Genomic DNA, 22453 nt, shown 5'->3' with positions numbered 1-22453 from the left:
CATCAGCCGCCGTCCGGCCTCACGCGCCCGGTCCCGGGTCGGGCCGGACGGCCGACTCGATGCCGGCCCGGGCCGCCTCCAGCTGGGCGGCGAAGGCGATGCCGAGGAACAGCGCGACGGCGGTGAGGTTCGCCCACAGCAGCAGCGCGACGAAGGCGGTGAGCGGCCCGTAGAAGGCGCCGAAGGAGCCGCTCTCCTCGACGTACAGCGCGAGCAGCCAGGTGGCCGCCACCCACAGCAGGAGGTGCACCGCCGAACCGAAGGCCAGCCAGGTGTAGCCGGGCTGCACGCGGCGGGGCGACCAGCGGAAGATCACGGCGGAGGCCACCCAGGCCAGGGCGAGTCCCAAGGGGATCCGAAGCCCGTCCCACCACGGCTGGCCGGCGCCCTCCCAGCCGGCGGTGTCCGCCACCGCGTCCCCCACGGCCTCCCCGGCGACGAGGACGACGAAGCCCAGCACCAGGGGCAGGCCCGCGGCCAGCGCGAGCACGATCGCCCGGCCGTACTTGCGCGGGAAGGGGCGGTCGCGCTCGATGCCGTAGATGCGGTTGGCGCCGCGCTCGATCTGCCCCATGGCGGAGGCCAGGTTCAGCAGCGCGAAACCGAGTCCGAGCCACAGGGCGAGGGTGCTCCAGACGTCGCCGTGCGCGGTGCGCCGCGTCCCCTCCAGGGCCTCCTCGACGATGTCCGCGCTGGCACCCGGGACGATCCGGCCGAGCGTGAGCTCGATGACCTGGCCCACGCTCTCGGTGTGCACCGACGTCGCCAGCCCGACGAGCGCGACGGTGCACGGCACCAGCCCGAGCACCACCTGGAAGGCGAGGGCCCGCGCGTTGGTGAAGCCGTCGGCGTAGCGGAACCGGGAGAAGGAGTCGGTCAGCAGCCGCAGCCCTCCGTAGTGGCGCAGGGCGGCGAACGCCTCGTCACCGGAGAGCTCCTCCCCGATCATGTCCCGGGTCTGCGGGACGTGGACGGCAGTGCCCATGGCGGCTGCGCTCCTTGTCGTGTGGGCGGGTCAGCTCTCGGGGACGCGCAGGGCCAGCAGGGCGACGTCGTCGTCGTTGTTGTCGGCGGGGCGGACCCGGCGCAGCAGCTGGTCCGTGAACGAGGTGAGGGGGCGGTGGGCGAGGGCGGCGGCGTGCCGGCGCAGCTGCCGCAGGCCGGTGTCGAGGCTGTGGCCCGGCCCCTCGATGAGCCCGTCGGTGTACAGCACCAGCGTGGAACCGGGCGCCAGCAGCGCGGTGGCGTCGGGGCGCGGGGTGTCCACGTGGGCGCCCAGCAGGATGCCGTGCCCGTCGGTGAGGTAGCTCGCCAGGCCGTCCTTGCTGATCAGCAGGGGCGGCGGGTGGCCGGCGTTGGTCCAGGACAGCCGCCAGTGGCCTGCGTCGGCCGCCTCGATCCTGGCGAAGATCATGGTGGCCATGGTGACGTCGGTGATGTGCTGGATCGCCTCGTCGAGCCGTTCGACGATCCGGCTCGGGGGTTCGTGCTGGGACCAGGCGTAGGCGCGCAGCATGTTGCGGACCTGGGCCATGCCGGCGGCCGCCTCCAGGTCGTGGCCGACGACGTCCCCGATGGCCAGGGCGGTGGACGCGTCGGCGAGCGGGAAGGCGTCGTACCAGTCGCCGCCGACCTGAGAGGCGTCGGGCGCCGGCAGGTAGCGCACCGTCATCTCCAGGCCCGGGACGCCCGGCATCTGGGGCAGCAGGTGGTTCTGCATGGTCTCGGCCACCTTGCGCTGCCGCTGGTAGAGGCGGGCGTTGTCCAGGGCGAATCCGGCGCGGCGTGCCATGTCCTCGATCAGCGGGAGGTCGTCCGGGGCGAAGGGCGCCGGGTTCTCCCCGCGGCCCAGGGTCAGCGCGCCCAGGACCGCGCGGGTGCTGCGGATCGGCGCGATGGCCGCGGAGTGCATGCCGGTGGCGTCGAACAGCCGGCGCTGCTCCACCGCGATGCCCGAGTCGGGTGTGCCGCGGTAGGTGCGCGGGCCGGTCAGGGTGGAGGCGACGCCGCGCAGCGCCCGGGACAGGGGCATCGGGGACTCCTCGGGGACGGGCGGCATCGGCCCTTGCAGGTCCTCGTGGGGGACGAGTTCGCCGCCCTCGGCGTGGACGACCACGGCACGCCACACCTCGTCGCGTTCGGTGATCAGGTCGACGACCGCCCAGTCCGCCAGCCGGGGCACCACCAGCCCCACCAGCCGCCGCAGCGCCTCGTCCACGTCGAGGGTGGAAGTCAGTTGCGCGGTGGTCTCGGCGAGCAGGGCCAGCCGCTGCAGCTCCGACAGCGGCCGGGCCGTCTGCTCGGGCGGCGGGCCGGCGTCCCACCGGGGCTCCGGGGTGTGGAAGACGACGAGCGTGCCGGGCTGGGCGTCGCCGGTGCCGTAGGGGGTGATCATCCAGGAGATGGGCAGCAGGGAGCCGTCGGCGTGGGCGAAGTAGTCCTCGTCGGCCTGGGCCGGGCGTCCGGCGTGGAACGCCCGCCGCATGGCGCACTGCGTCCTCGGCAGTGTCTCCCCCTGCGGGGAGCGGTGCAGCAGGTCGTGGGCGTCGTGCCCGATGAGTTCCCCGGCGGGGCGGCCCAGCAGTTGTTCGGCGCGGGCGTTGACGGCGACGATGCAGCCCTTCTCGTCCACGAGGTAGGCGCCGGCGCCGATCGCCTCCAGGGCCGCGGCCGGCACGGCGGAGGCGGCGGGCACGGACGTCCCGTCGACGGTTCCGCCGTCCTCACGCCCCGCCATCCTGCCCTCCTCGCTGTCGTCCGGACCGGCGTCCGGCTCTCCGCCGGCCGCCCGTCCGCCTCTGATCCTGCGTGCTCGCCCTCCCCGTATGCCCATGCGGAGGAGAATTCCACGTCGGGCGGCGGTGCGGGTGACGGCCGCTGCTTACCGTGGGGCGCGTGGTCGCCCCGTGCCGAGGCCGCACCGGGCGCGTCGGACCGGGCGGTACTGCCCTCGGACCGGGCGGGACCCGGTCGTACCTGCGGCGATGTTCGGCCCGTGCTTTGTGGGGGACTCGGCACGTGGGTTAGCCTGCGGCGTATTTCTCATCGCGCAGATCCGTGATCGCGGAAATGCGGGCACGACAGCCGGGCCGTCCTTTCGGTCCTAGGGGAGTTCCGAGTTCCCGGTCCGGGGGCTCTTGGGGAGCGGAACGAGGGTGCGCATGACCAGTGACAGCACTGGGGTCGTCGACGCGGTTCCGGGCGATCAGGAGTTGCGACGACTCCTGGCCGGCCTGACGGCGGTACGGGACGGGGACTTCGGTACCCGGCTGCCGGACGACGCCGACGGACTCATGGGTGACATCGCCAAGGTCTTCAACGGCATGGTGGACCAGCTGTCCGTCTTCACGTCCGAGGTCACCCGGGTCGCCCGGGAGGTCGGCACCGAGGGGACGCTCGGCGGGCAGGCGGAGGTGCCGGGGGTGTCGGGCACCTGGGCCGATCTGACCGACTCGGTCAACGCCATGGCGGGCAATCTGACGACGCAGGTCCGCGACATCGCCCAGGTGGCGACGGCGGTGGCCAAGGGCGACCTTTCGCAGAAGATCGACGTGCCCGCGCGCGGCGAGATCCTGCAGCTGAAGGAGACCGTCAACACGATGGTCGACCAGCTCTCGGCCTTCGCCGACGAGGTCACCCGCGTCGCGCGCGAGGTCGGCAGCGAGGGACGCCTCGGCGGCCAGGCCCAGGTGCCGGGCGTGGCCGGGGTGTGGCGTGATCTCACCGACTCCGTGAACCACATGGCGGGCAACCTCACCAGCCAGGTCCGCTCCATCGCCCAGGTCACCACGGCGGTGGCGGAGGGCGACCTCTCCCAGAAGATCACCGTGGACGCCCGCGGCGAGATCCTGGAGCTGAAGTCCACCATCAACACGATGGTCGACCAGCTCTCCGCCTTCGCCGACGAGGTCACCCGCGTCGCCCGCGAGGTCGGCACCGAGGGCCGCCTCGGCGGCCAGGCGGACGTCAAGGGCGTCAAGGGCACCTGGCGCGACCTGACCGACTCCGTGAACTTCATGGCGGGCAACCTCACCGGCCAGGTCCGCAACATCGCGCTCGTCGCCACCGCCGTCGCCAAGGGCGACCTCTCCCAGAAGATCACCGTGGACGCCCGCGGCGAGATCCTGGAGCTGAAGTCCACCATCAACACGATGGTCGACCAGCTCTCCGCCTTCGCCGACGAAGTGACGCGCGTCGCCCGCGAGGTCGGCACCGAGGGCCGTCTCGGCGGCCAGGCCCAGGTGCGCGGGGTGTCGGGCACCTGGAAGGACCTCACCGACAACGTCAACGTGATGGCGTCGAACCTGACCGGCCAGGTCCGCTCCATCGCCCAGGTCGCCACGGCCGTCGCGCGCGGCGACCTGTCGCAGCGGATCACGGTCGAGGCGGCGGGCGAGGTCGCGGCGCTGGCCGAGGTCATCAACACGATGGTCGACACGCTGTCGGCGTTCGCCGACGAGGTCACCCGCGTCGCCCGCGAGGTCGGCACCGAAGGACGCCTCGGCGGCCAGGCGCACGTGCCGAACGTCGCCGGCACCTGGAAGGACCTCACCGACAACGTCAACTCGATGGCCAACAACCTCACCGGCCAGGTGCGCAACATCGCGCTGGTGACGACCGCCGTGGCCAAGGGCGACCTGTCGAAGAAGATCGACGTGGACGCCCGCGGGGAGATCCTCGAACTCAAGACGACGATCAACACGATGGTCGACCAGCTCTCCGCCTTCGCCGACGAGGTCACCCGCGTCGCCCGCGAGGTCGGCACCGAGGGCCGTCTCGGCGGCCAGGCCGAGGTCGAGGGCGTCTCGGGCACCTGGAAGCGCCTGACGGAGAACGTCAACGAGCTGGCGGGCAACCTGACCCGGCAGGTGCGGGCGATCGCCGAGGTGACCAGCGCGGTCGCCGAGGGTGATCTGACCCGTTCGATCAACGTGGAGGCGTCCGGCGAGGTCGCCGAGCTCAAGGACAACATCAACTCGATGGTGGAGTCCCTGCGCGAGACCACCCGCGCCAACCAGGAGCAGGACTGGCTCAAGACCAACCTCGCCCGCATCTCCAGCCTGATGCAGGGCCACCGCGATCTGCCCGTGGTCGCCGAGCTGATCATGGACGAGCTGGTTCCGCTGGTGTCCGCCCAGTACGGCGCCTTCTACCTCGCCGAGGACGGCGACGACGGGCCCGAGCTGCGGCTCGTCGGCTCCTACGGCTACCCCGAGGACAGCAGCCGCCCCACCCGCATCGCCTTCGGCCGCACCCTGGTCGGGCAGGCCGCGCGCAGCCGGCGCACCATCGTCGTGGACGAGCTGCCGGCCGGCTACGTGACGATCTCCTCGGGGCTCGGCGAGGTGGTGCCGACCGCGCTGGTGCTGCTGCCCATCGTGGTGGAGGGCCAGGTCCTCGGCGTGATCGAGCTGGCGTCGGTGACCCCCTTCACCCAGACCCACCAGGACTTCCTGGCGCAGCTGATGGAGACCATCGGCGTCAACGTCAACACCATCGTGGCGAACGCCCGCACCGACGAGCTGCTGGTGGAGTCGCAGCGTCTGACGGTCGAACTCCAGGCGCGTTCCACGGAGTTGCAGGTGCAGCAGGAGGAACTGCAGCGTTCCAACGCGGAGCTGGAGGAGAAGGCCTCCCTGCTGGCCGCCCAGAACCGGGACATCGAGGCGAAGAACCTGCAGATCGAGCAGGCGCGGCAGGAGCTGGAGACGCGCGCCCAGCAGCTGTCGCTGGCGTCGAAGTACAAGTCGGAGTTCCTGGCGAACATGAGCCACGAGCTGCGCACCCCGCTCAACAGCCTGCTCATCCTGGCCCAGTTGCTGGCGCAGAACCCGTCCCGCAACCTCACGCCCAAGCAGGTCGAGTACGCGCAGATCATCCACTCCGCCGGTTCGGACCTGCTGCAGCTGATCAACGACATCCTCGACCTGTCCAAGGTGGAGGCCGGGAAGATGGACGTCGCGCCCGAGCGGGTGGCGCTGCGCCAGCTCATCGAGTACGTCGAGGCCACCTTCCGGCCGATGACGACGCAGAAGAGCCTGGACTTCACGGTGACGACCGCTCCCGGCGCGCCCGTGGACGTGCTCACGGACGACTCCCGGCTGCGCCAGGTGCTGCGCAACCTGCTGTCGAACGCCGTGAAGTTCACCGAGCAGGGCGGTGTGGAGCTGAGCATCGAGCCCGCCGCGGACGACGAGGTGCCCCAGGGCGTGGTCCGGGGCGGCGCCGTGGTGGCCTTCCGGGTGAAGGACACCGGTATCGGCATCCCTGAGCAGCACCTGGAGACGATCTTCGGCGCGTTCCAGCAGGCGGACGGCACCACGAGCCGCAAGTACGGCGGCACGGGTCTCGGCCTGTCCATCACGCGGGAGATCGCCCAGTTGCTCGGCGGTGCCGTGACGGTGCACAGCACGCCCGGCCAGGGCAGCACCTTCACGCTGTTCCTGCCCGTGGCCCGGCCCGACTTCGAGGAGGTGCTCCGCCACGGCAGAGCCCCGGAGCGGGCGGCGGCCGAGGCCCTGCCCGGGCAGGAGCCCGAAGCGCTGCCGGCGCCGCAGGCCGGGCCGGGGCCGCGGCCGCGGCGGCTGCTGGTCGTCGAGGAGCGGTCGCGCGGTCTGCTGACCCTGGTCGCCGAGAGCGTGGTCGCCGACCTGTCGCACAGCCGCGCGGACGGCGGGCAGCGGCCCGCGGTGGAGGTCATCACCGCCGTCGGCGCGCAGGAGGCGGCCGGTGCCCTGGCCGCCGAGCCGTGCCACTGCGTCGTGCTGGAACTCGGCATGCGGGACGACGAGGCGTCGCGCTTCCTCCAGGCCCTGGAGGGCGACTCCGCGCTGACGAGCGTCCCGGTGCTGGTGCACAGCAGCCATCCCACGGACGCCGCCATGGACGAGACGCTGCGGGCCCGCTCCGCGGGCGGTGCCCTGGAGCTGCTGTCCAGCCTCGACGAACTGCGTGAGCGCATCGCCCTGCACCTGTCCGCCGAGGAACCCGGGGACGTGCTGTCCCTGGTCCGCCCGGAGGGGCCGCAGCAGGTGGCGCCGCCGTCCGTCGACGACACGTCGGCGGGCCGTACGGTCCTCGTGGTCGACGACGACGCCCGCAACCTCTTCGCGCTCAGCGGGATCCTGGAGCTGCACGGCTTCCGGGTGCTGCACGCCGAGAACGGGCGCAGGGGCATCGAGACGCTGGTCAACAACCCGGACGTCGCGATCGTGCTGATGGACGTGATGATGCCCGAGATGGACGGCTACACGGCGACGGCGGAGATCCGCAAGATGCCGCAGTACGCGCAGCTGCCCATCATCGCCGTCACGGCCAAGGCGATGCCCGGCGACCGGGACAAGAGCCTCGCCTCGGGTGCCAGCGACTACGTCACCAAGCCCGTCGACACGCGCGACCTCATCGCCTGCGTACGCCGCTGGCTGCCGGCATGAGGTCCCCGCAGCGCCCGTCGTCCCGCGCCCCAGGGCACTCCAGCCGAGGAGCATCCACACCGTGAGCATGTCCGAGCAGCCGCGCGATCCGGGCGAGGACGGCGAGCCGCAGCGCGACTCCGCCACCGGGCCGGGATCCTCGCTTCCGCAGATGCCGTCCGGCGGGTTCACCGTGACGCCCGACGGCATGTCCCTGCCCGAGTTGCCCGAGGGGGTGTCGCTGTCCGCCGACGGGCTGTCCCTGTCACTCGACGGGCCGCTGCTGTCCGCCGGGGTCATGGGAGGAGAGCAGCAGGTCCCGGACGAGCGGTCCGCCTCCGGTGAGGGGCCCGGGGAGCCGGCCGCGGATCTGCAGGGCCTCTCCCCCGACTCGCCGGTCGGCAGGCTCGCCGCCACCGTCGAACGGCTCAGCCGCGAGGTGCGGATCGCGCAGGCGGAGGCCGAGGGGCGTGCGCTGGTCGAACTCGCCAAGGGTGTGCTGGTCGAGCGGCTGAAGTGCGGGCCGGCCCAGGCCGCGAGGCAGCTCGCCGAGCTCGCCGAGCAGGCCCAGGTCAGTCCCCTGGAACTCGCCGTCGACGTCATCAACCAGGCCGCCCGGGACCGGATGTCGGAGGTGACGGAGGCGTTCGTCGCCGCCACCCGTGCCGCCGAGGCGGCGGAGGCCGAGTCCGCCGCGGTGCGGCTGCGCGCCGCCGAGAGCGGCGTGCTGGCGGCGGACGACACCCAGGCCGTCGCGGACGCCCTGCTGGCGCAGGCGCTGAGCCCGCTGGGCGCGGTGGCGGTGGCCATATGGGCCGCGGGCGCGGACGGTTCGTTCACCCTGGCGGGCAGCGCCGGTTTCTCACCGGCGGAGGCGGCGCGCTGGCGGTACGTCCCGCCGGACGTGGTGACGGTGGCGCGACGGGCCCTCATCGAGCGCGACGGGCAGTGGATCACCTCGCTCGGCCGGACGGGTCTGCCGAGCATCGGCCTGCACCAGCATCCGGAGGGCGGCCGGGTCGCCCTGCCCGCGGGCACGGGCGGCCGGATCCACGGAGTGCTGGAGATCGCCTGGCCGGCCGCTCTGGAGCCGCAGCCGCCGCAGATCGTCCGCCAGGTGGAGGCGCTGGCCGAGCTGTGCGCGCACACCCTGGAGACGTACACGCCGCCGCAGGGCGGGGCGCAGGAGCCGCGCGTGCTGCCGGACGCGGCGGAGCTGATGGACCTGGCCGACGGGCTGCACGACCCCTCGCTGGTCCTGGTGCCGCACCTGGACGGCGACGGGCAGCTGGTGGACTTCCGCATCCAGCACGTCAACAACCGCTTCCTGGACCCGGCGGGCCGGCCGCGGGCGGTCGTGAACGGCGCGCTGCTGCTGGAGGCCTATCCGATGGCCGCCGGGGACAGCGAGCTGTTCCAGCGGGTCGAGCGGGTCTACGCCACCGGTGAGCCGTTCCGGGCGCGCCGGATGAACCTCACCGCCCTCGTCGACCAGGTTCCCCTCTCGGCGGTCGCGGACATCAGCATCAGCCGGCACGGCAGCGCCGTCCTGCTCATCTGGCGCATCGAGGACGAGACGGCGCGCCTGGCGAGCCTGCTCCAGCACGCCCAGCGCCTGGGCCGCATCGGCGGGTTCGAGGAGAACGTGCTGACGGGTGAGATCACCTGGAACGGGCAACTGTTCGACCTGTACGGGCGCGCGGAGTCGAGCGGCCCGGTGCCGCTGGAGGAGCTGCCGGCCCACGCGCACCCGGACGACGGTGTCTCCATCCGCCGTTTCCTGCGCACGCTGCTGCACCACCAGCGGCCGGCGGCCGCGGCGTTCCGGCTGCAGCGGCCGGACGGGGTGACGCGGCACATCCGGATCGTCGCCGAGCCGGTGCTCGACACGGACGAGCGGCTGCTGCTGATCCGGGGCGCCTACCAGGACATCTCGTCGCAGCACTGGACGGAGGTGGCGCTCGCCGCCACGCGCGACCAACTGGCGCACACCGAGCAGCAGGCCCATGAACGCGCCCGCCTGACCCTGCAGTTGCAGCACGCGATCATGCCGCCGACGCAGGCGCCGCTGCAGGTCTCCGGTCTCCAGGTGGCCGTCCGCTACCGGCCCGCGGAGACGGAGCAGCTGGTGGGCGGCGACTGGTACGACACCGTCGTGCTGCCGTCGCGGCTGGTGCTGCTGTGCGTGGGGGACGTGGCCGGGCACGGCATCGAGGCCGCCACCAGCATGGTCGTCCTGCGCAACGCGCTGCGCGGCCTGGCGGTGACCGGCGCCGGGCCGGCCCAGCTGCTGTCGTGGCTGAACATCGTGGCGCACCACCTGACGGGAGCGGTCACCGCGACCGCCGTGTGCGGGCTCTACGACCCCGAGCGGCGGACGCTGCGCTGGGCCAGGGCCGGCCATCTGCCGCCGGTGCTCGTCCGTGACGCCGAGGCCACTCCCCTGCCGCTGGTCAAGGGGCTGCTGCTCGGGGCGGTGCCGGAGGCCACGTACGAGGAGACCGAGATCCAGCTGGCCCCGGAGGACACCCTGCTGATGTACACGGACGGCCTGGTCGAGCGCCGTGACCGTCCGGTGGAGGAGTCCCTGTCCCACCTGCTGTCCACGGTCGGCGCGGCGCCCACCACGCTCGACCAGCAGCTGGACCGTCTGCTGACGTACAGCAGGTCGGACACCGACGACGACACCTGCCTCGTCGGCATCCGGGTCGGCTGAGGAACACGACGGCTCCCGGCCGGAGGCGCCCGCCGTGGGCGCCGGTGTGCCGGCCGGTCAGCCGTCCGGCCCGCTCGTCGCCGCGTCGAGGAGCGGGCCGAGCTCCCGGGCCACGGTCGTCAGGGCACGGACGTCCCGTTCGGCCCGGGCGATGAGGATCGCCCCCTCCAGGCTGCTGATCATGAGCGTGGCGAGGGCGTCCGCCCGCTGCCCGGGCACGCCCATCCCGGCCAGGGCCCCGGCCACAGCACCGGTCCAGCCGGCGAAGGCGGCGGACGCGGCCCGCCGCGTGGAGGGGACCGACTCCGCGCAGTCGACGGTGGCGGCCGCGACCGGGCAGCCGCCCGTGAAGCCCGCGTCCTGGTACTCGTCGGTCCACTGGCGCACCATCGCGGCGAACAGCCCGCTCGGCGTCGGCTCGGGCAGCGCGGCCAGGAACCGGTCGACACGGCGCGCCGCGTACCCGCCGGCCCAGCCCACCGCCTCGTCCACCAGCTGGGTCTTGCCCCCGGGGAAGTAGTGCTGGAGGGACCCGCGGGGCGCGGCGGCCGCGGCGGCGACCTCGCGCATGCCGGTGGCGGCGACGCCGTCGCGCCGGATCAGCTGGGCCGCGCTGAACACCATCCGCTCGCGCGGCCCCCGTTCGGCCCTCGCCATGGTCGCCCTCCTGGTGCGTGTGCCTGCCCGTGCACTCTATGACGGCCGTCATAAACGCGGCTACTATGACCGCTGTCATAGCGGAGGCCGCCCGAGTGCCGGGGCCGGCTCCGCGTCCGCTCGGCTCGGCTCGGCTCGGAGAAGGCGGTGCGTCATGGTCGTCGGTTTCATCGGCCTGGGGGTCATGGGGCAGCCCATGGCCCTCAACCTGGCCCGCGCCGGGACTCCCCTCGTGGTCTGGAACCGCACGACGGACCGGTGTGCGCCGCTGCGGGCGGCGGGCGCCGAGGTCGCGGCGAGCGCCGACGAGGTCTTCGACCGGGCCCGCACGGTGTTCCTGATGCTCGCCGACGAGGCCGCGGTCGACGCGGTGCTGGGGCGCGGCGGCCCGCGGTTCGCCGCGCGGGTCGCCGGCCGCACGGTCGTCCACATGGGCACGACCTCGGCGGCGTACTCGTGCGGTCTGCGGGACGACGTCCGGGCGGCGGACGGGCGGTACGTCGAGGCCCCGGTCTCCGGGTCCCGTGTGCCCGCCGAGCGGGGCGAGCTGGTGGGGATGCTGGCGGGCGAGGAGGAGTCCGTGGCGGCGGTGCGGCCCCTGCTGGCGCCCCTGTGCCGGGAGACGTTCGGGTGCGGGGCGGTCCCGGGCGCGCTGCTGATGAAGTTCTCGGTGAACCTGTTCCTGATCACGGTGGTCACCGGCCTCGCCGAGGCGTTCCACTTCGCCGACCGGCACGGGCTCGACCAGCGGCTGCTGCGGGACGTCCTGGACGCGGGCCCGATGGCCAGCGCCGTCTCCCGGATGAAGGCGCCCAAGCTGCTGGAGCGGGACTTCACGGTCCAGGCGGCGGCCGCGGACGTCCTGAAGAACAACCGCCTGATCGCCGGGGCCGCCCGCGAGGCCGGTGTGGCCTCCCCGCTCCTCGACGCCTGCCACGCCCTCTACGACGAGACGGTCGCACGGGGCCACAGCGGCGAGGACATGGTGGCGGTCCTGCGCGCGCTGGAGGCCCGCACCGCCACCGGGACGGCGTAACACCCCTGCGAGCGGGGTCGGTTCACCTCGTCAGGGGCGCGGAGGGTTGCCGCGGGGCCTGATGACGGCGTTCGGCAGCGCCGGGGCGGGGAGCCGGTCACCGGGATACCCCTCGACCTCGCCGAACCGGCCGGAACCGACCTGCCAGTCCTCCCGGGCCCGCACGATGTCCTCGTGGCTGCGGCCGATGAAGTTCCACCACATGACGATCTCCTCGCCGAAGGGCGGGCCGCCGAGCAGGACCGTCCGGGCCGGCGCGTCCGAGTCGTTCGCGACCGTCAGGGTGCCGGTGCCGCAGGGCACGTAGCCGAGTTCGGCCGGCTTCAGCGCCGTGCCGGCGAGGCGGACGTCGCCGCTGTCCACGAGCAGGCCGTGCTCGAAGTCCGTGTCCACGGCGAGCGTGAGCGTCGCGCCCGGGGCGAGGGTGATCTCGGCGCCGAGCAGCGGCGTGAAGGTCCGCACCGGGGACGTGCTGCCGGCCAGCGACCCCAGGAAGACCCTGATCTCGGCGTCGCCGGTCCGCACCGGCTCGGGGACGTGGTGCTGGAAGTCGCGTGCGGCGTCGCGGTGTTCGGCGGGCAGGGCCACCCAGAGCTGGACGCCGTGCAGGACGGCCGTGCCGGGGGTGGAGACCTCCGAGTGGGCGATGCCGTGCCCGCCCGTCATGAGGTTCATCTCGCCGGGCCGGATCAGGGCACGGGTGCCGAGACTGTCGCGGTGCTCGATCTCCCCGCTGAACAGCCAGCTCACGGTCTGCAGGCCGGTGTGCGGGTGCGGCGGCACCGTCATGCCGGTCTCGGTCGCGTCGACCGGGCCGTAGTGGTCGGCGAAGCACCAGGCTCCGATGAGGGTCCGGGCCCGCTGCGGCAGCGTCCGGCGTACGAGCATCGCCCGCGGGCCGCCCAGGGGCACGTCCCGCGCGGACAGCACCTCGACGTGCGGCTCAGCGTCCGGCCCGCCCTCGGGGCCGGCGTCCACGGCCGCCCCGCACCTCAGCGCCGCCGGCGCGGTTTCCACGTTGCTCACCGGGACCACCCCTCGCCCACCATGGTTGTCACATCAACTACTATCGCACGCGGGCGGACGGCCCACCCTCGCCGCCGGGCCGGGACGGCTCCTCGTCCATCCGCCGCAGCACGCGCTCGGAGACGTCGGTCAGCACCCGCAGCTCAGCCGGTGTGACGTGGTCCAGGAACAGCGCGCGCAGCGCCTCGGCATGGCGGGGTGCCGCGTCCTCGACCGCCGCCCGCCCGGCGTCCGTGATCACCACGAACGCGCCGCGCCCGTCGTCCGGGCACTCCTCCCGTACGACCAGGCCCCGCCCGGCCATCCGCGCGATGTGGTGGGACGTCCGGCTCTTCTCCCACTCCAGTGCCCGGGCCAGCTCCAGGTGGCGCCGCCGGCCCTGCGGGGCGTCCGTGAGCCGCACCAGCACGGCGAGATCCGCGGCCGACAGGCCCGACTCCGCCTGCAGCATCCGGCCGAGCCGCCCCCCGAGCCGCTCGTGCAGCCGCACGAAACCCCACCAGGCCCGCTGCTCCCGGGGCGTCAGCGATCGCGCCGTCTCTCCCATGGGGGCGAGTGTAGGCATGGTTGACACGTCACCGAACGCCTCGAGCCGCCGGAGTCGCCGCTACTCGGTGTACCCCCACAGCTGGTTGAAGCGCTTCTTCTGGTCTTCCAGGTGCGTGGTGCGGGCGTTGAGCGTGGTCCAGGGGTTGCCCTGCCGGATGTCGGTGTGGACCTCGTAGCAGAGCGCCTCGTCGAAGATGACGACGTCGCGGATCTCCCCGCGGGCGTTGGGCGGCAGGTCCGAGAGGGCGACCACCCGGGCGTCGATGCCCAGCTCCCGCTGGCGTTCGCAGATCTGCGTCAGTTCGTCGACGACGTCCTCCGCCTTCTCCACGATGAACAGGCGTCTGACCTCCACCTCCCGCTCCCTGATCGCGTCGTCCTGGGCCCGCAGATAGCGGTCGGCGGGATCACTGAGCCAGAAGGCCAGGTCCACATAGCTGCTGGTGGCGTCGATCTTCCGCCGGGCGCACCGGGTGAGGTCCATGAGCCAGTCGTGGTTCTCCCCCGGGCACTCGGCGGTCATCGTGGTCAGGCTCTCCAGCAGCGACGCGAGTCGGCCGATCTCCGCCAGCGCGAAGTCGCGCAGGATGTCGGGGCCCAGAGCGCTCACGCGCGTGGCATGGCGCGCCAGCGGTGCCACGCCGTCGGAGCGCAGCCGCGAGCGCTCCACCTCCCCGAAGAGCTCGGTCGCGTCGCTGATGCGGGCGAAGCTCAGCTCCACCATGTGGCTCATGTCCTGGTGATGGCTGGTCAGGGCCTGCCGGACCTCGCGCAGTTGCTGGTCCTGGCCGGACTGCACCAGACCCAGCCGCCTCTCGAAGTCCACCAGGTACTGCACGATGAAGGCCGCACCGGCGATGACGATCGACACGGCGAGCTTCCACAGCTCGTCCTGGTCCTGGTCGATCAGGTTGGTGATCACATACGCGACGGTGGCCACCACCACGGTGACCAGTGTCTTCAACAGGAGCGGAGGGACCCGAAGGCCCCCCGCGGTACTGGGCGTCGGTGCTCCCGCTCCCGGCTCTCCGTCCATGTCCTGCCTCTCCCCGTCGGAATGGTTCCTCGGCCGGTCCGCTCAACGCGCGGTCAGAGCCTCATGCGGCAGCGGGATCGCCTGCAGCGCGAGCTGGTCCCGGATGCGCTGGACCTGCGTGCGCCACTGCCGGCTGAATCCGGGACGCCGTTCGAGCACCTCCCACACGGAGGCGAGGTCCGGATCGACCCGCGCTCCCGGCATCCACAGGTGCAGCAGATGGCTGACGGCCGGGCGCAGCGCGAGCACGGCGGCGGGTCCGTCCGGCGAACCGAGCCGGCTGCCGTCGAGCATCCGGACGAGCGTGGTCAGCAGCCAGTCGTGGAGCGCCAGGTCCTCGCAGAGACCGACGACGGCGGACGGTTCCACCGTCGCCGGGACGCGCAGCTCGACAGCGCGCAGATCCTCCTCCGCGAGCACGAAGCGCACCAGGGCGGCGCCTTCGCCCTCGGGCGCCCGCAGCGCCGCCCAGCGCAGCCGGGTGTGACGTGAGGTGAAGGGGACCTTCTGGTCGAGCAGGGGGTGCCGCAGCAGCCGGGTGATCAGGCCGTCGGCGATCAGGCCGAGGTCGAGCTCACCGTCGCCGGCGCCGGTCAGGACACCCTCGGCGACGGCCTGTGCGGGCATTCGCCCGAGCGGTTCCACGATCCCGGACCGCACGAGGTAGTGCCCCCAGGGCCGGCGCCGGTCCGGGCCGGCGGCCGGGGCCCGCATGTACGCGGTGGTCTGCAGGACGCGGCCTTCGGTGAGCGCCGCGCGGGCGGTGACGGTCCCGACCGCCCGGGTCTTCACACCGTTCGAGGTGGGCAGCCGGCAGTCCACGCCGGTGAGCGTCTCGGGCGAGAGGGCGTGGACGTTGGGGCGTTCGGAGGTGCGGACCCGTTCGTCGGGGCGCAGCCGCAGCAGGTGCGCGGCGGCGCGCAGGTCCAGGGGCTGCAGACAGGGCAGCAGGCAGGTGCGCACCTCACCGCAGGTCAGTACCGCGTCGGTCGTGCCGGCCGGGGCGCTCACGGGTTCACGGCTCCGTGTGGAAGGCGTAGGAGACACGGTCCGCGACGGCGTCGGGCACCGGGACGTGCTCGGCGGCGGACCGCCGGGCGATCTGGGTGAGGGCGCCGGTGTCCACCTCGGTCTGGTCGAGGATGACCCGTACGGCGTGTTCGACCGGCAGGAAGCGGTGCGGCAGCACCGAGCAGGTGCGGTAGGCGCTGAAGGGGGCGGCGGAGGCGTTGAGCCGGAGCAGCGGGGGCAGTTCGTCCCAGTCGTCCGGGAGGGAGGCCGTGTCGCCGGGGTGCGGTGTGAGGACGGGCTCGCCCTCGTTCCGCAGCAGGCCGAGCCGGGCCAGCTGCCATACCGCCGCGAGGAGGGGGCAGGACCAGGTGCGCCGCCCGTCCTTGCCTGTGCTCCACAGTTCGGCGTCCAGGAAGACGGAGTGCCGGCGGGCCGAGGTCTCACGGGGCGGGTGCCAGGCGTCGGCTCTCTTCATCGCCTGTGCCGCGCGGACGGCGGGGCTGCGCTGCCCGTTGGCGAGCCAGCCGGTCTCGCTCACGGGCGGACGCAGGCCCTGGCTGCCCGGTGGCGGGGATTCGACGAGGCGTGCGACGACGGACTCGGCGAGCGGGGCCTTGCCGGCGACGGCGCAGGCGGACTCCCGGGCCAGGTAGTCGATGACGAGTCCCGCCCGTCCGGCTTCCCGGATCAGGGCGGGGACGACTTCGGCTGGCGAGGAGAAGCGGGTGAAGTAGTCGTCGACGAGGAAGCACGTGCTGATCCGCGGGCGGGTCCCGCCCGCCCGGGCGGCGGTGTCGGCCCGGGCCGCGTCGGCCCAGGGTCGTACCCGTTCGAAGTGCCGGCGCAGCCGGCGGGGCCCCCCTTGGAAATCCTCCATGTACAAGTGGCCGATCTCCAGCGACAGATGGGAGAGCGGCACGGACTGGGTCCGGGGCTGCGCGGTGGTCTCCCGGAAGACGGGCTGCGTCACGGCTGCTCCCAGTGGGTGTCGTCGGTCAGCCTCCGGGCCAGCTCTTCCAGCGCTTCGAAGGTCTCCTTGTTGGCGATCTGGTTGGAGAGCACGTCCTCCTCGGTGATCAGCTGTTCCTGCCACTGGAGCACGGGTTCCAGGGGCACCGTGCCGAGCACCCTGCTCCCGCCGGCCCCGAGACGGGCGGCGAGCCTGTCCAGTTGGTTGTCGCACCAGTGCATCCAGGCGGCCTGGGAGGGCGTGACCTGTGACCAGAGTGCCGACTCCAGGTCGGGGACGGCGGTGCGGACGAAGCGGACGGACCGGCCCAGCACGTCCGGGTCGTGTCCCCTGGCCGCCCCGGTGTGCAGGATGCCGTACGGCTCGAAGACCAGGCCGTGCACGGCGGTCAGGTGCTGGCGGGTCCAGCGGTGGAAGACCAGCCAGCGGGCCCGGATGTGGCGCATGGCGTGCCGGGCGGTGGCGCCCAGCACCATGTCCGTGGCGTAGCTGCGTCCCGCGCTGAGGTCGACGATGACGAGGTCGAACTCGCCGTGCAGCCGGAGCAGGAGGTCGACGCAGCGGTCGGTGGTCTCCTCGTCCGTGGCGAACTCCCCGCCGCTCACGTCTCCCGGTAACAGCACGAGCCGGCCGGAGCCGTGGGGCCTGCTGAGCAGCACCGGGTGCTCGGTGCGCTGCCAGACGTCGAGACGCGGCGGCTCACCGGTGTCGCCCTGCAGGTAGGAGTGGAGGCCGCCGCCCGTTACGCCGTGCGCGGCCTCCGGCACGTCGAAGACGGTGGCCGAGGTCGAGGAGCCGAAGTCGAAGTCCACGTAGCACACGTCATCGCCCACCAGTGCGCGCTGGTAGGCGAGGTTCGCGCTGGTGACGGAGCGGCCGGTGCCTCCTTTGTCGGAGGCGGCGAAGACGAGCACGGTCACACCTCCCCGGGCCGGGTGGATTCAGGAGATACCCATATCGCGGTGACCGCACGCCACGATCATTCCCGTGTAGCCGGTGCGCACTTCGTTCGGGCGGCCGACACGACAGGTCTCGAGCTTTCCGGACAATCCCGCCATGCACTCGTACACCTGGGATTCACTGATGTCACATGCGGGGAACCGCTGCCCTCCCACCTCATAGCCCTGCGAATGCTCCATGAAAGCGGTCGCGAACGGCGCACCGGGGGTGAGCGCACGAAGAAAGCACTCCACGCCGTGCTGGAATCTCGCATAGGAGGTGGAAAGGGATTCGGCGACGAAGAACATCGTTCCCAAGGACCAGCGTTCCGGCCGGTGGGGCAGGTGGAAGAGATCGTATTGCTCGACGCGGACCACACGCCGGAACCTTTTCCTGCGGTCATGGCCGATGGCGGCGTATGCCGGGTCCCGGCCGAGGATCTCCCAGAACTGGTCCCAGGACGGGTCGTAGGCCGTCCGCTGCCTCGCGAGGAACCGGTAGTTGTTGCGGGACCGGTCGAGCAGGGTGATCGTGTCGCACCACGGCAGCATCGCGAGTGCGGGGTACAGATTCGCGCCGGCGCCGACATCGATGCCCTGCGCGGGGCCGTCGGGATTCCGGGAGAAATGATCGGCGAAATGATCGCGGATCATCGAAACGATCTCCGCGTCCGCGTCGGACACGCTCCGGTAGTTGTGCTCGAAATAGGCTCGGCTGTCGAAACGGTCCCAGGGCACGTCCGCGTTCAACTGCGGGGCCTCTCCTGGTGATCTCGATTCCATGCCCCAAGGTATCAACGGGGCCGGGCCCGCAGTCCTTTCTTCACACGATCGACCGCGCAGGCGGGGGCAGGCGGGGGCGCATTGCAGCAGTCGGCGGCACAGCCCGTTTCTCCTCTTGAAAGGCGAGGTCGCGCCAGGCGACGCTGATCGGATGCCGGCTCTCCCCGGAGGGTGCGGCGGTCAGGGCTGGCGGGCGTGCACGGGGCTGTGGGCGACGTCGTCGGGGCACGGGCGGTGCGGCTCCCCGGTGCGCCGGTCGCGGCGCCAGTCGTACGACGCGAGGGCGAGCGACGCCAGCATGCCGACGAGGGCGGCGCCGAGCGCGACGAAGAGGGCGCCGCGGTAGTCGTCGCTCCTGCTGAGCACCAGGTAGAAGAGCCCGGGCAGGGCGGCGGTGCCCACGGCGGCGCCGAGCCGCTGGCCGGTCTGGAGGGCGCCGCCCGCCGCCCCCGCCATGTGCACGGGCACGTCGCGCAGGGTCATGGTGATGTTGGGCGAGATCACGCAGCCGCTGCCGAGGCCGCCCAGGAACAGGGCCGGGGCCGCGACCCAGGGCGCGATGCCGAGGGGCGCGAGGCGGAGCAGCAGCGCGGTGCCGCCCAGGCCGAGGATCACCCCGGCGAGGCCGCCCACCGTGAGCATCCGCCCGAGCCGGTCCACGAGCCGTCCGGAGACGACGGACGCGCAGGCCGAGCCGAGGGCGAAGGGGGTCACGGCGAGGCCGGACTGCAGCGGTGAGAAGCCCAGACCGTGCTGGTAGAACAGCGCGAAGACCAGCCAGATGCCGCTGAAGCCGACGAAGTACAGCGTGCCGATGCCGGCCCCGGCGGCGTAGCCGCGCACGGTGGTGAACAGCCTGGGGTCGAGGAGCGGCTGCGTGCCCCGGGCGACCAGGCGGTACTGCCACCGGGCGAAGACGGCGAGCAGCGCGGCCCCCACCAGGAACAGCCACCACAGCCGGGCGAGGCCGCCTGACTCCGCCTGGACCAGCGGGTACATCAGCGCGAGGACGCCGCAGCCGAGGAGCAGCACACCGGGCACGTCCACGTGGCCCCGGCCGGAGCGCGGGGTCCGGGGCAGCAGGCGCCGGCCGAGGAGGACGGCGAGGATGCCGATGGGCACGTTGACGTAGAAGATCCACCGCCAGCCCTGGCTGCCGTCCGCGAGCGCGAGGATGACTCCGCCGGTGAGGGGCCCCACGGCGGACGAGATGCCGACGGTGGCGCCGAAGAAGCCGAACGCCCGGCCGCGCTCGCCGCCCCGGAACATCTGCTGGATGAGCGCCGAGTTCTGCGGGGCCATGAATCCGGCGGCCAGGCCCTGGCAGAGGCGCGCCACCACCAGCAGGGTGATGCTGGGGGCCGCTCCGCACGCGGCGCTGAACAGGACGAAGCCGCTCAGGGCGAGCAGGAAGATACGGCGCCGGTCCAGCGCGTCGCCGAGGCGGCCCGCCGTGACCAGGGCCAGACCGAAGCTCAGGGCGTACCCGGACACCACCCACTGGACCTGCGCGGCGGACGCGTGCAGTTCCCGCTGGATGGTGGGCAGGGCGACCGCCACGATCGACACGTCCAGCAGGCTCATGAAGCCGGCCACCAGGGTGACCCACAGGGCCTTCCACCGGCGCGGGTCCCGCTCGTGCCCGGCCTGCGCGTCCTGGTTCCGGCCGCCCGGTGCTGATGCTGTCACAGGAGTTCCTCTCACCAGGCGCGCGCTCCGGCGTATCCAGTTCCCCACCAGCGCATCAGCACACCCGTCCGCCCGCCCGGCGGGGTGCGGCGGACGGACGCGTGTCGCACCCCGGGCGCCCTGGTGACCGGCGGTGGCCGGGCGTGGGCGGCCGTGTGCCGCGCGAAGGGGCTCGTTTGAGCGCGCGAGATCTGTGCAGGCGTTCTGCTTGGAAGAACGTCCGGCGAAAGGAACGACTGATGGCGGCGCCCGGGAACGACGACGGGTCGGTGGATCCCGCAGCGGTGAGGCGGCACCGGGTGCTGTTCCGGGCGATCGAGAAACGGCGGAACCCGAAGCTGCGCCGCAGCGACATCACCGTGACCGACGAGGCGGCGGTCAAGCGGGCCACGAAGGCGGCCGCTCTCGGCAACGCGATGGAGTGGTACGACTTCGGGATCTACAGCTACCTGGCCGTGACGATCGGGAAGGTCTTCTTCCCGTCCGGGAACGACACCGCCCAGCTGCTCAGCTCCTTCGCGACGTTCGCGGTGGCCTTCCTGGTGCGTCCCCTGGGCGGCATGGTCTTCGGGCCACTCGGTGACAAGGTCGGCCGCAAGCGCATCCTCTCCCTCACGATGATCATGATGGCGGTGGGCACGTTCGCCATCGGCCTCATCCCCTCGCACGCCGTGATCGGCCTGTGGGCCCCCGCCCTGCTGATCTTCTTCAGGCTGGTGCAGGGGTTCTCGACGGGCGGGGAATACGGCGGGGCCTCGACGTTCATCGCGGAGTACGCCCCGGACAGGCGGCGCGGCTTCTTCGGCAGCTTCCTGGAGCTGGGCACGCTCGCCGGGTACGTCGGCGCCTCGGGCCTCGTCGTCGTCCTGGAGAGCCTGCTCAGCGACGGCCAGATGCTGCAGTGGGGCTGGCGCGTCCCCTTCCTGGTCGCCGCCCCGCTGGGCTTCATCGGCCTGTACCTGCGGCTGAAGCTGGACGAGACGCCCGCCTTCCAGAAGCTGGAGGGCGACCGGGTCCGGGCGCCCGAGGCCGCCGACGCCGTGGAGACCTCGGCCACCGCCGACCTCGGCAGGATCTTCACCCGGTACTGGCGGCCGCTGCTGCTGTGCCTCGCGCTCGTCGCGGCGTACAACATCACCGACTACATGCTGCTGTCGTACATGCCGACGTACCTGTCGGACGAGCTGGGCTACGAGACCAACCACGGGCTGCTGATCCTGCTCCTCGTGATGGTGCTGCAGATGTGCGTCATCAACCAGGTCGGGCGGCTCTCGGACCGCTTCGGGCGCAAGCCGCTGCTGATGGCCGGGATGCTGGGCTTCCTCTTGCTGTCCCTGCCGTCGTTCCTGCTCATCCGGCAGGGCAGCGTGGCCCTCATCGCGCTGGGGCTGCTGCTGATGGGGCTCAGCCTGGTGATGATGCTCGGCACGATGTCGGCGGCGCTCCCGGCGATCTTCCCCACGCACGTCCGCTACGGCTCCCTGTCGGTCGCCTACAACCTGGCGACCTCGGTCTTCGGCGGCACGACACCGCTGGTGATCACCGCGCTGATCAGCGCCTTCGACTCGACGCTCATGCCGGCGTACTACGCGACGGGCGCGGCCGCGGTCGGCGTCATCGCCGTGCTGTGCATGCGGGAGACCGCGAACAAGCCGCTGGCGGGCTCCCCGCCGTCCGTGGAGACGGAGGAGGAGGCCGCGGAACTGGTCCAGGCGCAGGCGCCCCGGCCGAGGTTCTGAGGTCACGGCCGGAGGCGCCCCGGACGAGGGCCACATGTCGCTGACTCCGCGCCGCTGGGCGCCGGGCGCCGGCCGCATGGCGCCGGCCGGTCCACCCGGGCCGCCGCGCCGTGTCCCCTCCCCCGTCCTCCTCGTCACTCAGGACGTACCACGGAACTCCTCGTCACTCAGGACGTACCACGGGACCGGCCGCCCCGGGCGTCCGCCCCGTGGCCGAGGCGAAGCCCAGCCAGGTGTGGCGGTTGTTCCACCAGCACCAGCCGACCTTGGGGGCGTTGCGGCGCTCCCGCCCGTCGCGTCCGGTGCCGTTGCTGATCCAGATCGCGGGGGTGCGGGCGTCCAGCGCGCCGTTTGCCTTGCGCAGCCGGGAGCCGATGGTCATGAAGCAGCGGTTGCGCTCCAGGGACTCCGGCTGCTGGAGCACCCAGTGGATGCCCTCGGTGAGCACCAGCGGGGTGCGCTGCTCCTTGCCGAGGGCGGGCAGCGCCTCCTCGGGGCTCCAGTTGGCCATGTGGTCGCCGCGGTCGACGCCGGTGACGAGGTAGAGCGGCGTGCCGGGCAGCTCGACGGTGTGCGGCGTGAACGCGTCGACGTCGGCCATGTCGACGACGACGAAGCCCGGCTTGCCGTCGCGGCGCAGCAGCGGGGCGAGGGCGGAGGCGGGAGCCCTCTCGGGGTGCACGGCCAGCAGGGCACCGTCGCCGTCCGCCCCGGCGGCGAACGCGCGGATCTCGTCGGCGGACAGCCCGGCGATCTCGTGCACGCCCAGCTCGATCAGCCGGTCGGCCTGGGCGGTCAGGGCCGGGAGTGCGGGCAGGACGGTGGACGTCTCGGGCACGATGCTCCTCTGATCGGTGAGGCGGGTGAACTCCTGGTCAACGAGCCGTTCCG

The 22453-nt window shown here is 72.6% G+C and carries 16 protein-coding genes; 4 read left to right on the top strand and 12 right to left on the bottom strand.

Annotated elements, in window-relative coordinates; translation table 11 throughout:
• Positions 1–19 precede the first annotated feature (19 nt).
• Both ABZY20_RS24955 and ABZY20_RS24950 read right to left on the bottom strand, forming a co-directional pair.
• The gene (locus ABZY20_RS24955; protein ID WP_356443817.1) at positions 20–985 is read right to left on the bottom strand and encodes a YihY/virulence factor BrkB family protein; all 966 of its coding nucleotides are present in this window, start codon (positions 983–985) and stop codon (positions 20–22) included.
• A gap of 30 nt (positions 986–1015) precedes the next feature.
• On the bottom strand, positions 1016–2737 hold the full coding sequence (locus ABZY20_RS24950) for a SpoIIE family protein phosphatase (RefSeq protein ID WP_356443815.1): 1722 nt from the start codon (positions 2735–2737) through the stop codon (positions 1016–1018).
• A 424-nt stretch (positions 2738–3161) separates the two neighbouring features.
• On the opposite strand from ABZY20_RS24950, the gene ABZY20_RS24945 reads away from it, so the two are divergent.
• Together ABZY20_RS24945 and ABZY20_RS24940 are read left to right on the top strand one after the other, a co-directional pair.
• The gene (locus ABZY20_RS24945) at positions 3162–7433 is read left to right on the top strand and encodes a HAMP domain-containing protein (RefSeq protein ID WP_356443813.1); all 4272 of its coding nucleotides are present in this window, start codon (positions 3162–3164) and stop codon (positions 7431–7433) included.
• Between the two features lie 277 nt (positions 7434–7710).
• Positions 7711–10128 carry a SpoIIE family protein phosphatase gene (locus ABZY20_RS24940; RefSeq protein ID WP_356443875.1) on the top strand — a complete coding sequence of 806 codons (2418 nt, stop codon included), beginning with the start codon at positions 7711–7713 and terminating at the stop codon, positions 10126–10128.
• A 57-nt stretch (positions 10129–10185) separates the two neighbouring features.
• On the opposite strand, the gene ABZY20_RS24935 is transcribed toward ABZY20_RS24940, so the two are convergent.
• Entirely contained in the window at positions 10186–10785 is a 600-nt protein-coding gene (locus ABZY20_RS24935; RefSeq protein WP_356443811.1) for a TetR/AcrR family transcriptional regulator, read from the bottom strand.
• Between the two features lie 154 nt (positions 10786–10939).
• Here ABZY20_RS24935 and ABZY20_RS24930 point away from each other — a divergent pair, with 154 nt between their 5' ends.
• Positions 10940–11821 carry an NAD(P)-dependent oxidoreductase gene (locus ABZY20_RS24930; protein ID WP_356443809.1) on the top strand — a complete coding sequence of 294 codons (882 nt, stop codon included), beginning with the start codon at positions 10940–10942 and terminating at the stop codon, positions 11819–11821.
• Positions 11822–11851: 30 nt separating this feature from the next.
• Here ABZY20_RS24930 and ABZY20_RS24925 read toward each other — a convergent pair whose 3' ends face one another.
• The 8 genes from ABZY20_RS24925 to ABZY20_RS24890 form a co-directional block, all read right to left on the bottom strand.
• A complete protein-coding gene (locus tag ABZY20_RS24925; RefSeq protein WP_356443808.1) occupies positions 11852–12847 on the bottom strand; it encodes a pirin family protein in 996 nt (331 codons plus the stop codon).
• Between the two features lie 40 nt (positions 12848–12887).
• Positions 12888–13394 carry a MarR family transcriptional regulator gene (locus tag ABZY20_RS24920; RefSeq protein WP_356443806.1) on the bottom strand — a complete coding sequence of 169 codons (507 nt, stop codon included), beginning with the start codon at positions 13392–13394 and terminating at the stop codon, positions 12888–12890.
• A gap of 60 nt (positions 13395–13454) precedes the next feature.
• A complete protein-coding gene (locus ABZY20_RS24915; protein ID WP_356443804.1) occupies positions 13455–14360 on the bottom strand; it encodes a hypothetical protein in 906 nt (301 codons plus the stop codon).
• Between the two features lie 114 nt (positions 14361–14474).
• Positions 14475–15443 carry an SCO2521 family protein gene (locus ABZY20_RS24910; RefSeq protein ID WP_356443802.1) on the bottom strand — a complete coding sequence of 323 codons (969 nt, stop codon included), beginning with the start codon at positions 15441–15443 and terminating at the stop codon, positions 14475–14477.
• 4 nt (positions 15444–15447) lie between these two features.
• Entirely contained in the window at positions 15448–16413 is a 966-nt protein-coding gene (locus tag ABZY20_RS24905; protein ID WP_356443801.1) for an SCO2522 family protein, read from the bottom strand.
• Complete coding sequence (locus ABZY20_RS24900; RefSeq protein WP_356443873.1) at positions 16410–17327, bottom strand: SCO2523 family variant P-loop protein; 918 nt, start codon at positions 17325–17327, stop codon at positions 16410–16412. The genes ABZY20_RS24905 and ABZY20_RS24900 overlap by 4 nt, the downstream gene beginning before the upstream one ends.
• Positions 17328–17354: 27 nt before the next feature.
• Positions 17355–18101: an SCO2525 family SAM-dependent methyltransferase gene (locus ABZY20_RS24895; protein ID WP_356443799.1), complete on the bottom strand. Its 747-nt coding sequence runs from the start codon at positions 18099–18101 to the stop codon at positions 17355–17357.
• A gap of 213 nt (positions 18102–18314) precedes the next feature.
• Positions 18315–19823 (bottom strand): MFS transporter, encoded by a 1509-nt coding sequence (locus tag ABZY20_RS24890; RefSeq protein ID WP_356443797.1) that lies wholly within the window; start codon positions 19821–19823, stop codon positions 18315–18317.
• Positions 19824–20062: 239 nt separating this feature from the next.
• Here ABZY20_RS24890 and proP point away from each other — a divergent pair, with 239 nt between their 5' ends.
• The gene (gene proP, locus ABZY20_RS24885) at positions 20063–21562 is read left to right on the top strand and encodes a glycine betaine/L-proline transporter ProP (protein ID WP_356443796.1); all 1500 of its coding nucleotides are present in this window, start codon (positions 20063–20065) and stop codon (positions 21560–21562) included.
• A 163-nt stretch (positions 21563–21725) separates the two neighbouring features.
• Here the strand turns inward: proP and ABZY20_RS24880 are convergent, their stop codons facing one another.
• Positions 21726–22400: a DUF5701 family protein gene (locus ABZY20_RS24880; protein ID WP_356443794.1), complete on the bottom strand. Its 675-nt coding sequence runs from the start codon at positions 22398–22400 to the stop codon at positions 21726–21728.
• Positions 22401–22453 lie beyond the last annotated feature (53 nt).

It is taken from the genome of Streptomyces sp. NPDC006624, from assembly GCF_040611555.1.
Lineage (GTDB): Bacteria > Actinomycetota > Actinomycetes > Streptomycetales > Streptomycetaceae > Streptomyces.
The sequence above is the reverse complement of the archived record's forward strand: the minus strand, read 5'-3'. Positions and strand labels throughout refer to the sequence as shown.

Bases quoted from the DNA above. Each gene is read 5' to 3' on its own strand.
- ABZY20_RS24930 (WP_356443809.1), top strand. From the start codon at position 10,940: ATGGTCGTCGGTTTCATCGGCCTGGGGGTCATGGGGCAGCCCATGGCC.
- ABZY20_RS24950 (WP_356443815.1), bottom strand. From the start codon at position 2,737: ATGGCGGGGCGTGAGGACGGCGGAACCGTCGACGGGACGTCCGTGCCC.
- ABZY20_RS24940 (WP_356443875.1), top strand. From the start codon at position 7,711: ATGGGAGGAGAGCAGCAGGTCCCGGACGAGCGGTCCGCCTCCGGTGAG.
- ABZY20_RS24935 (WP_356443811.1), bottom strand. From the start codon at position 10,785: ATGGCGAGGGCCGAACGGGGGCCGCGCGAGCGGATGGTGTTCAGCGCG.
- ABZY20_RS24920 (WP_356443806.1), bottom strand. From the start codon at position 13,394: ATGGGAGAGACGGCGCGATCGCTGACGCCCCGGGAGCAGCGGGCCTGG.
- ABZY20_RS24955 (WP_356443817.1), bottom strand. From the start codon at position 985: ATGGGCACTGCCGTCCACGTCCCGCAGACCCGGGACATGATCGGGGAG.
- ABZY20_RS24945 (WP_356443813.1), top strand. From the start codon at position 3,162: ATGACCAGTGACAGCACTGGGGTCGTCGACGCGGTTCCGGGCGATCAG.
- proP (WP_356443796.1), top strand. From the start codon at position 20,063: ATGGCGGCGCCCGGGAACGACGACGGGTCGGTGGATCCCGCAGCGGTG.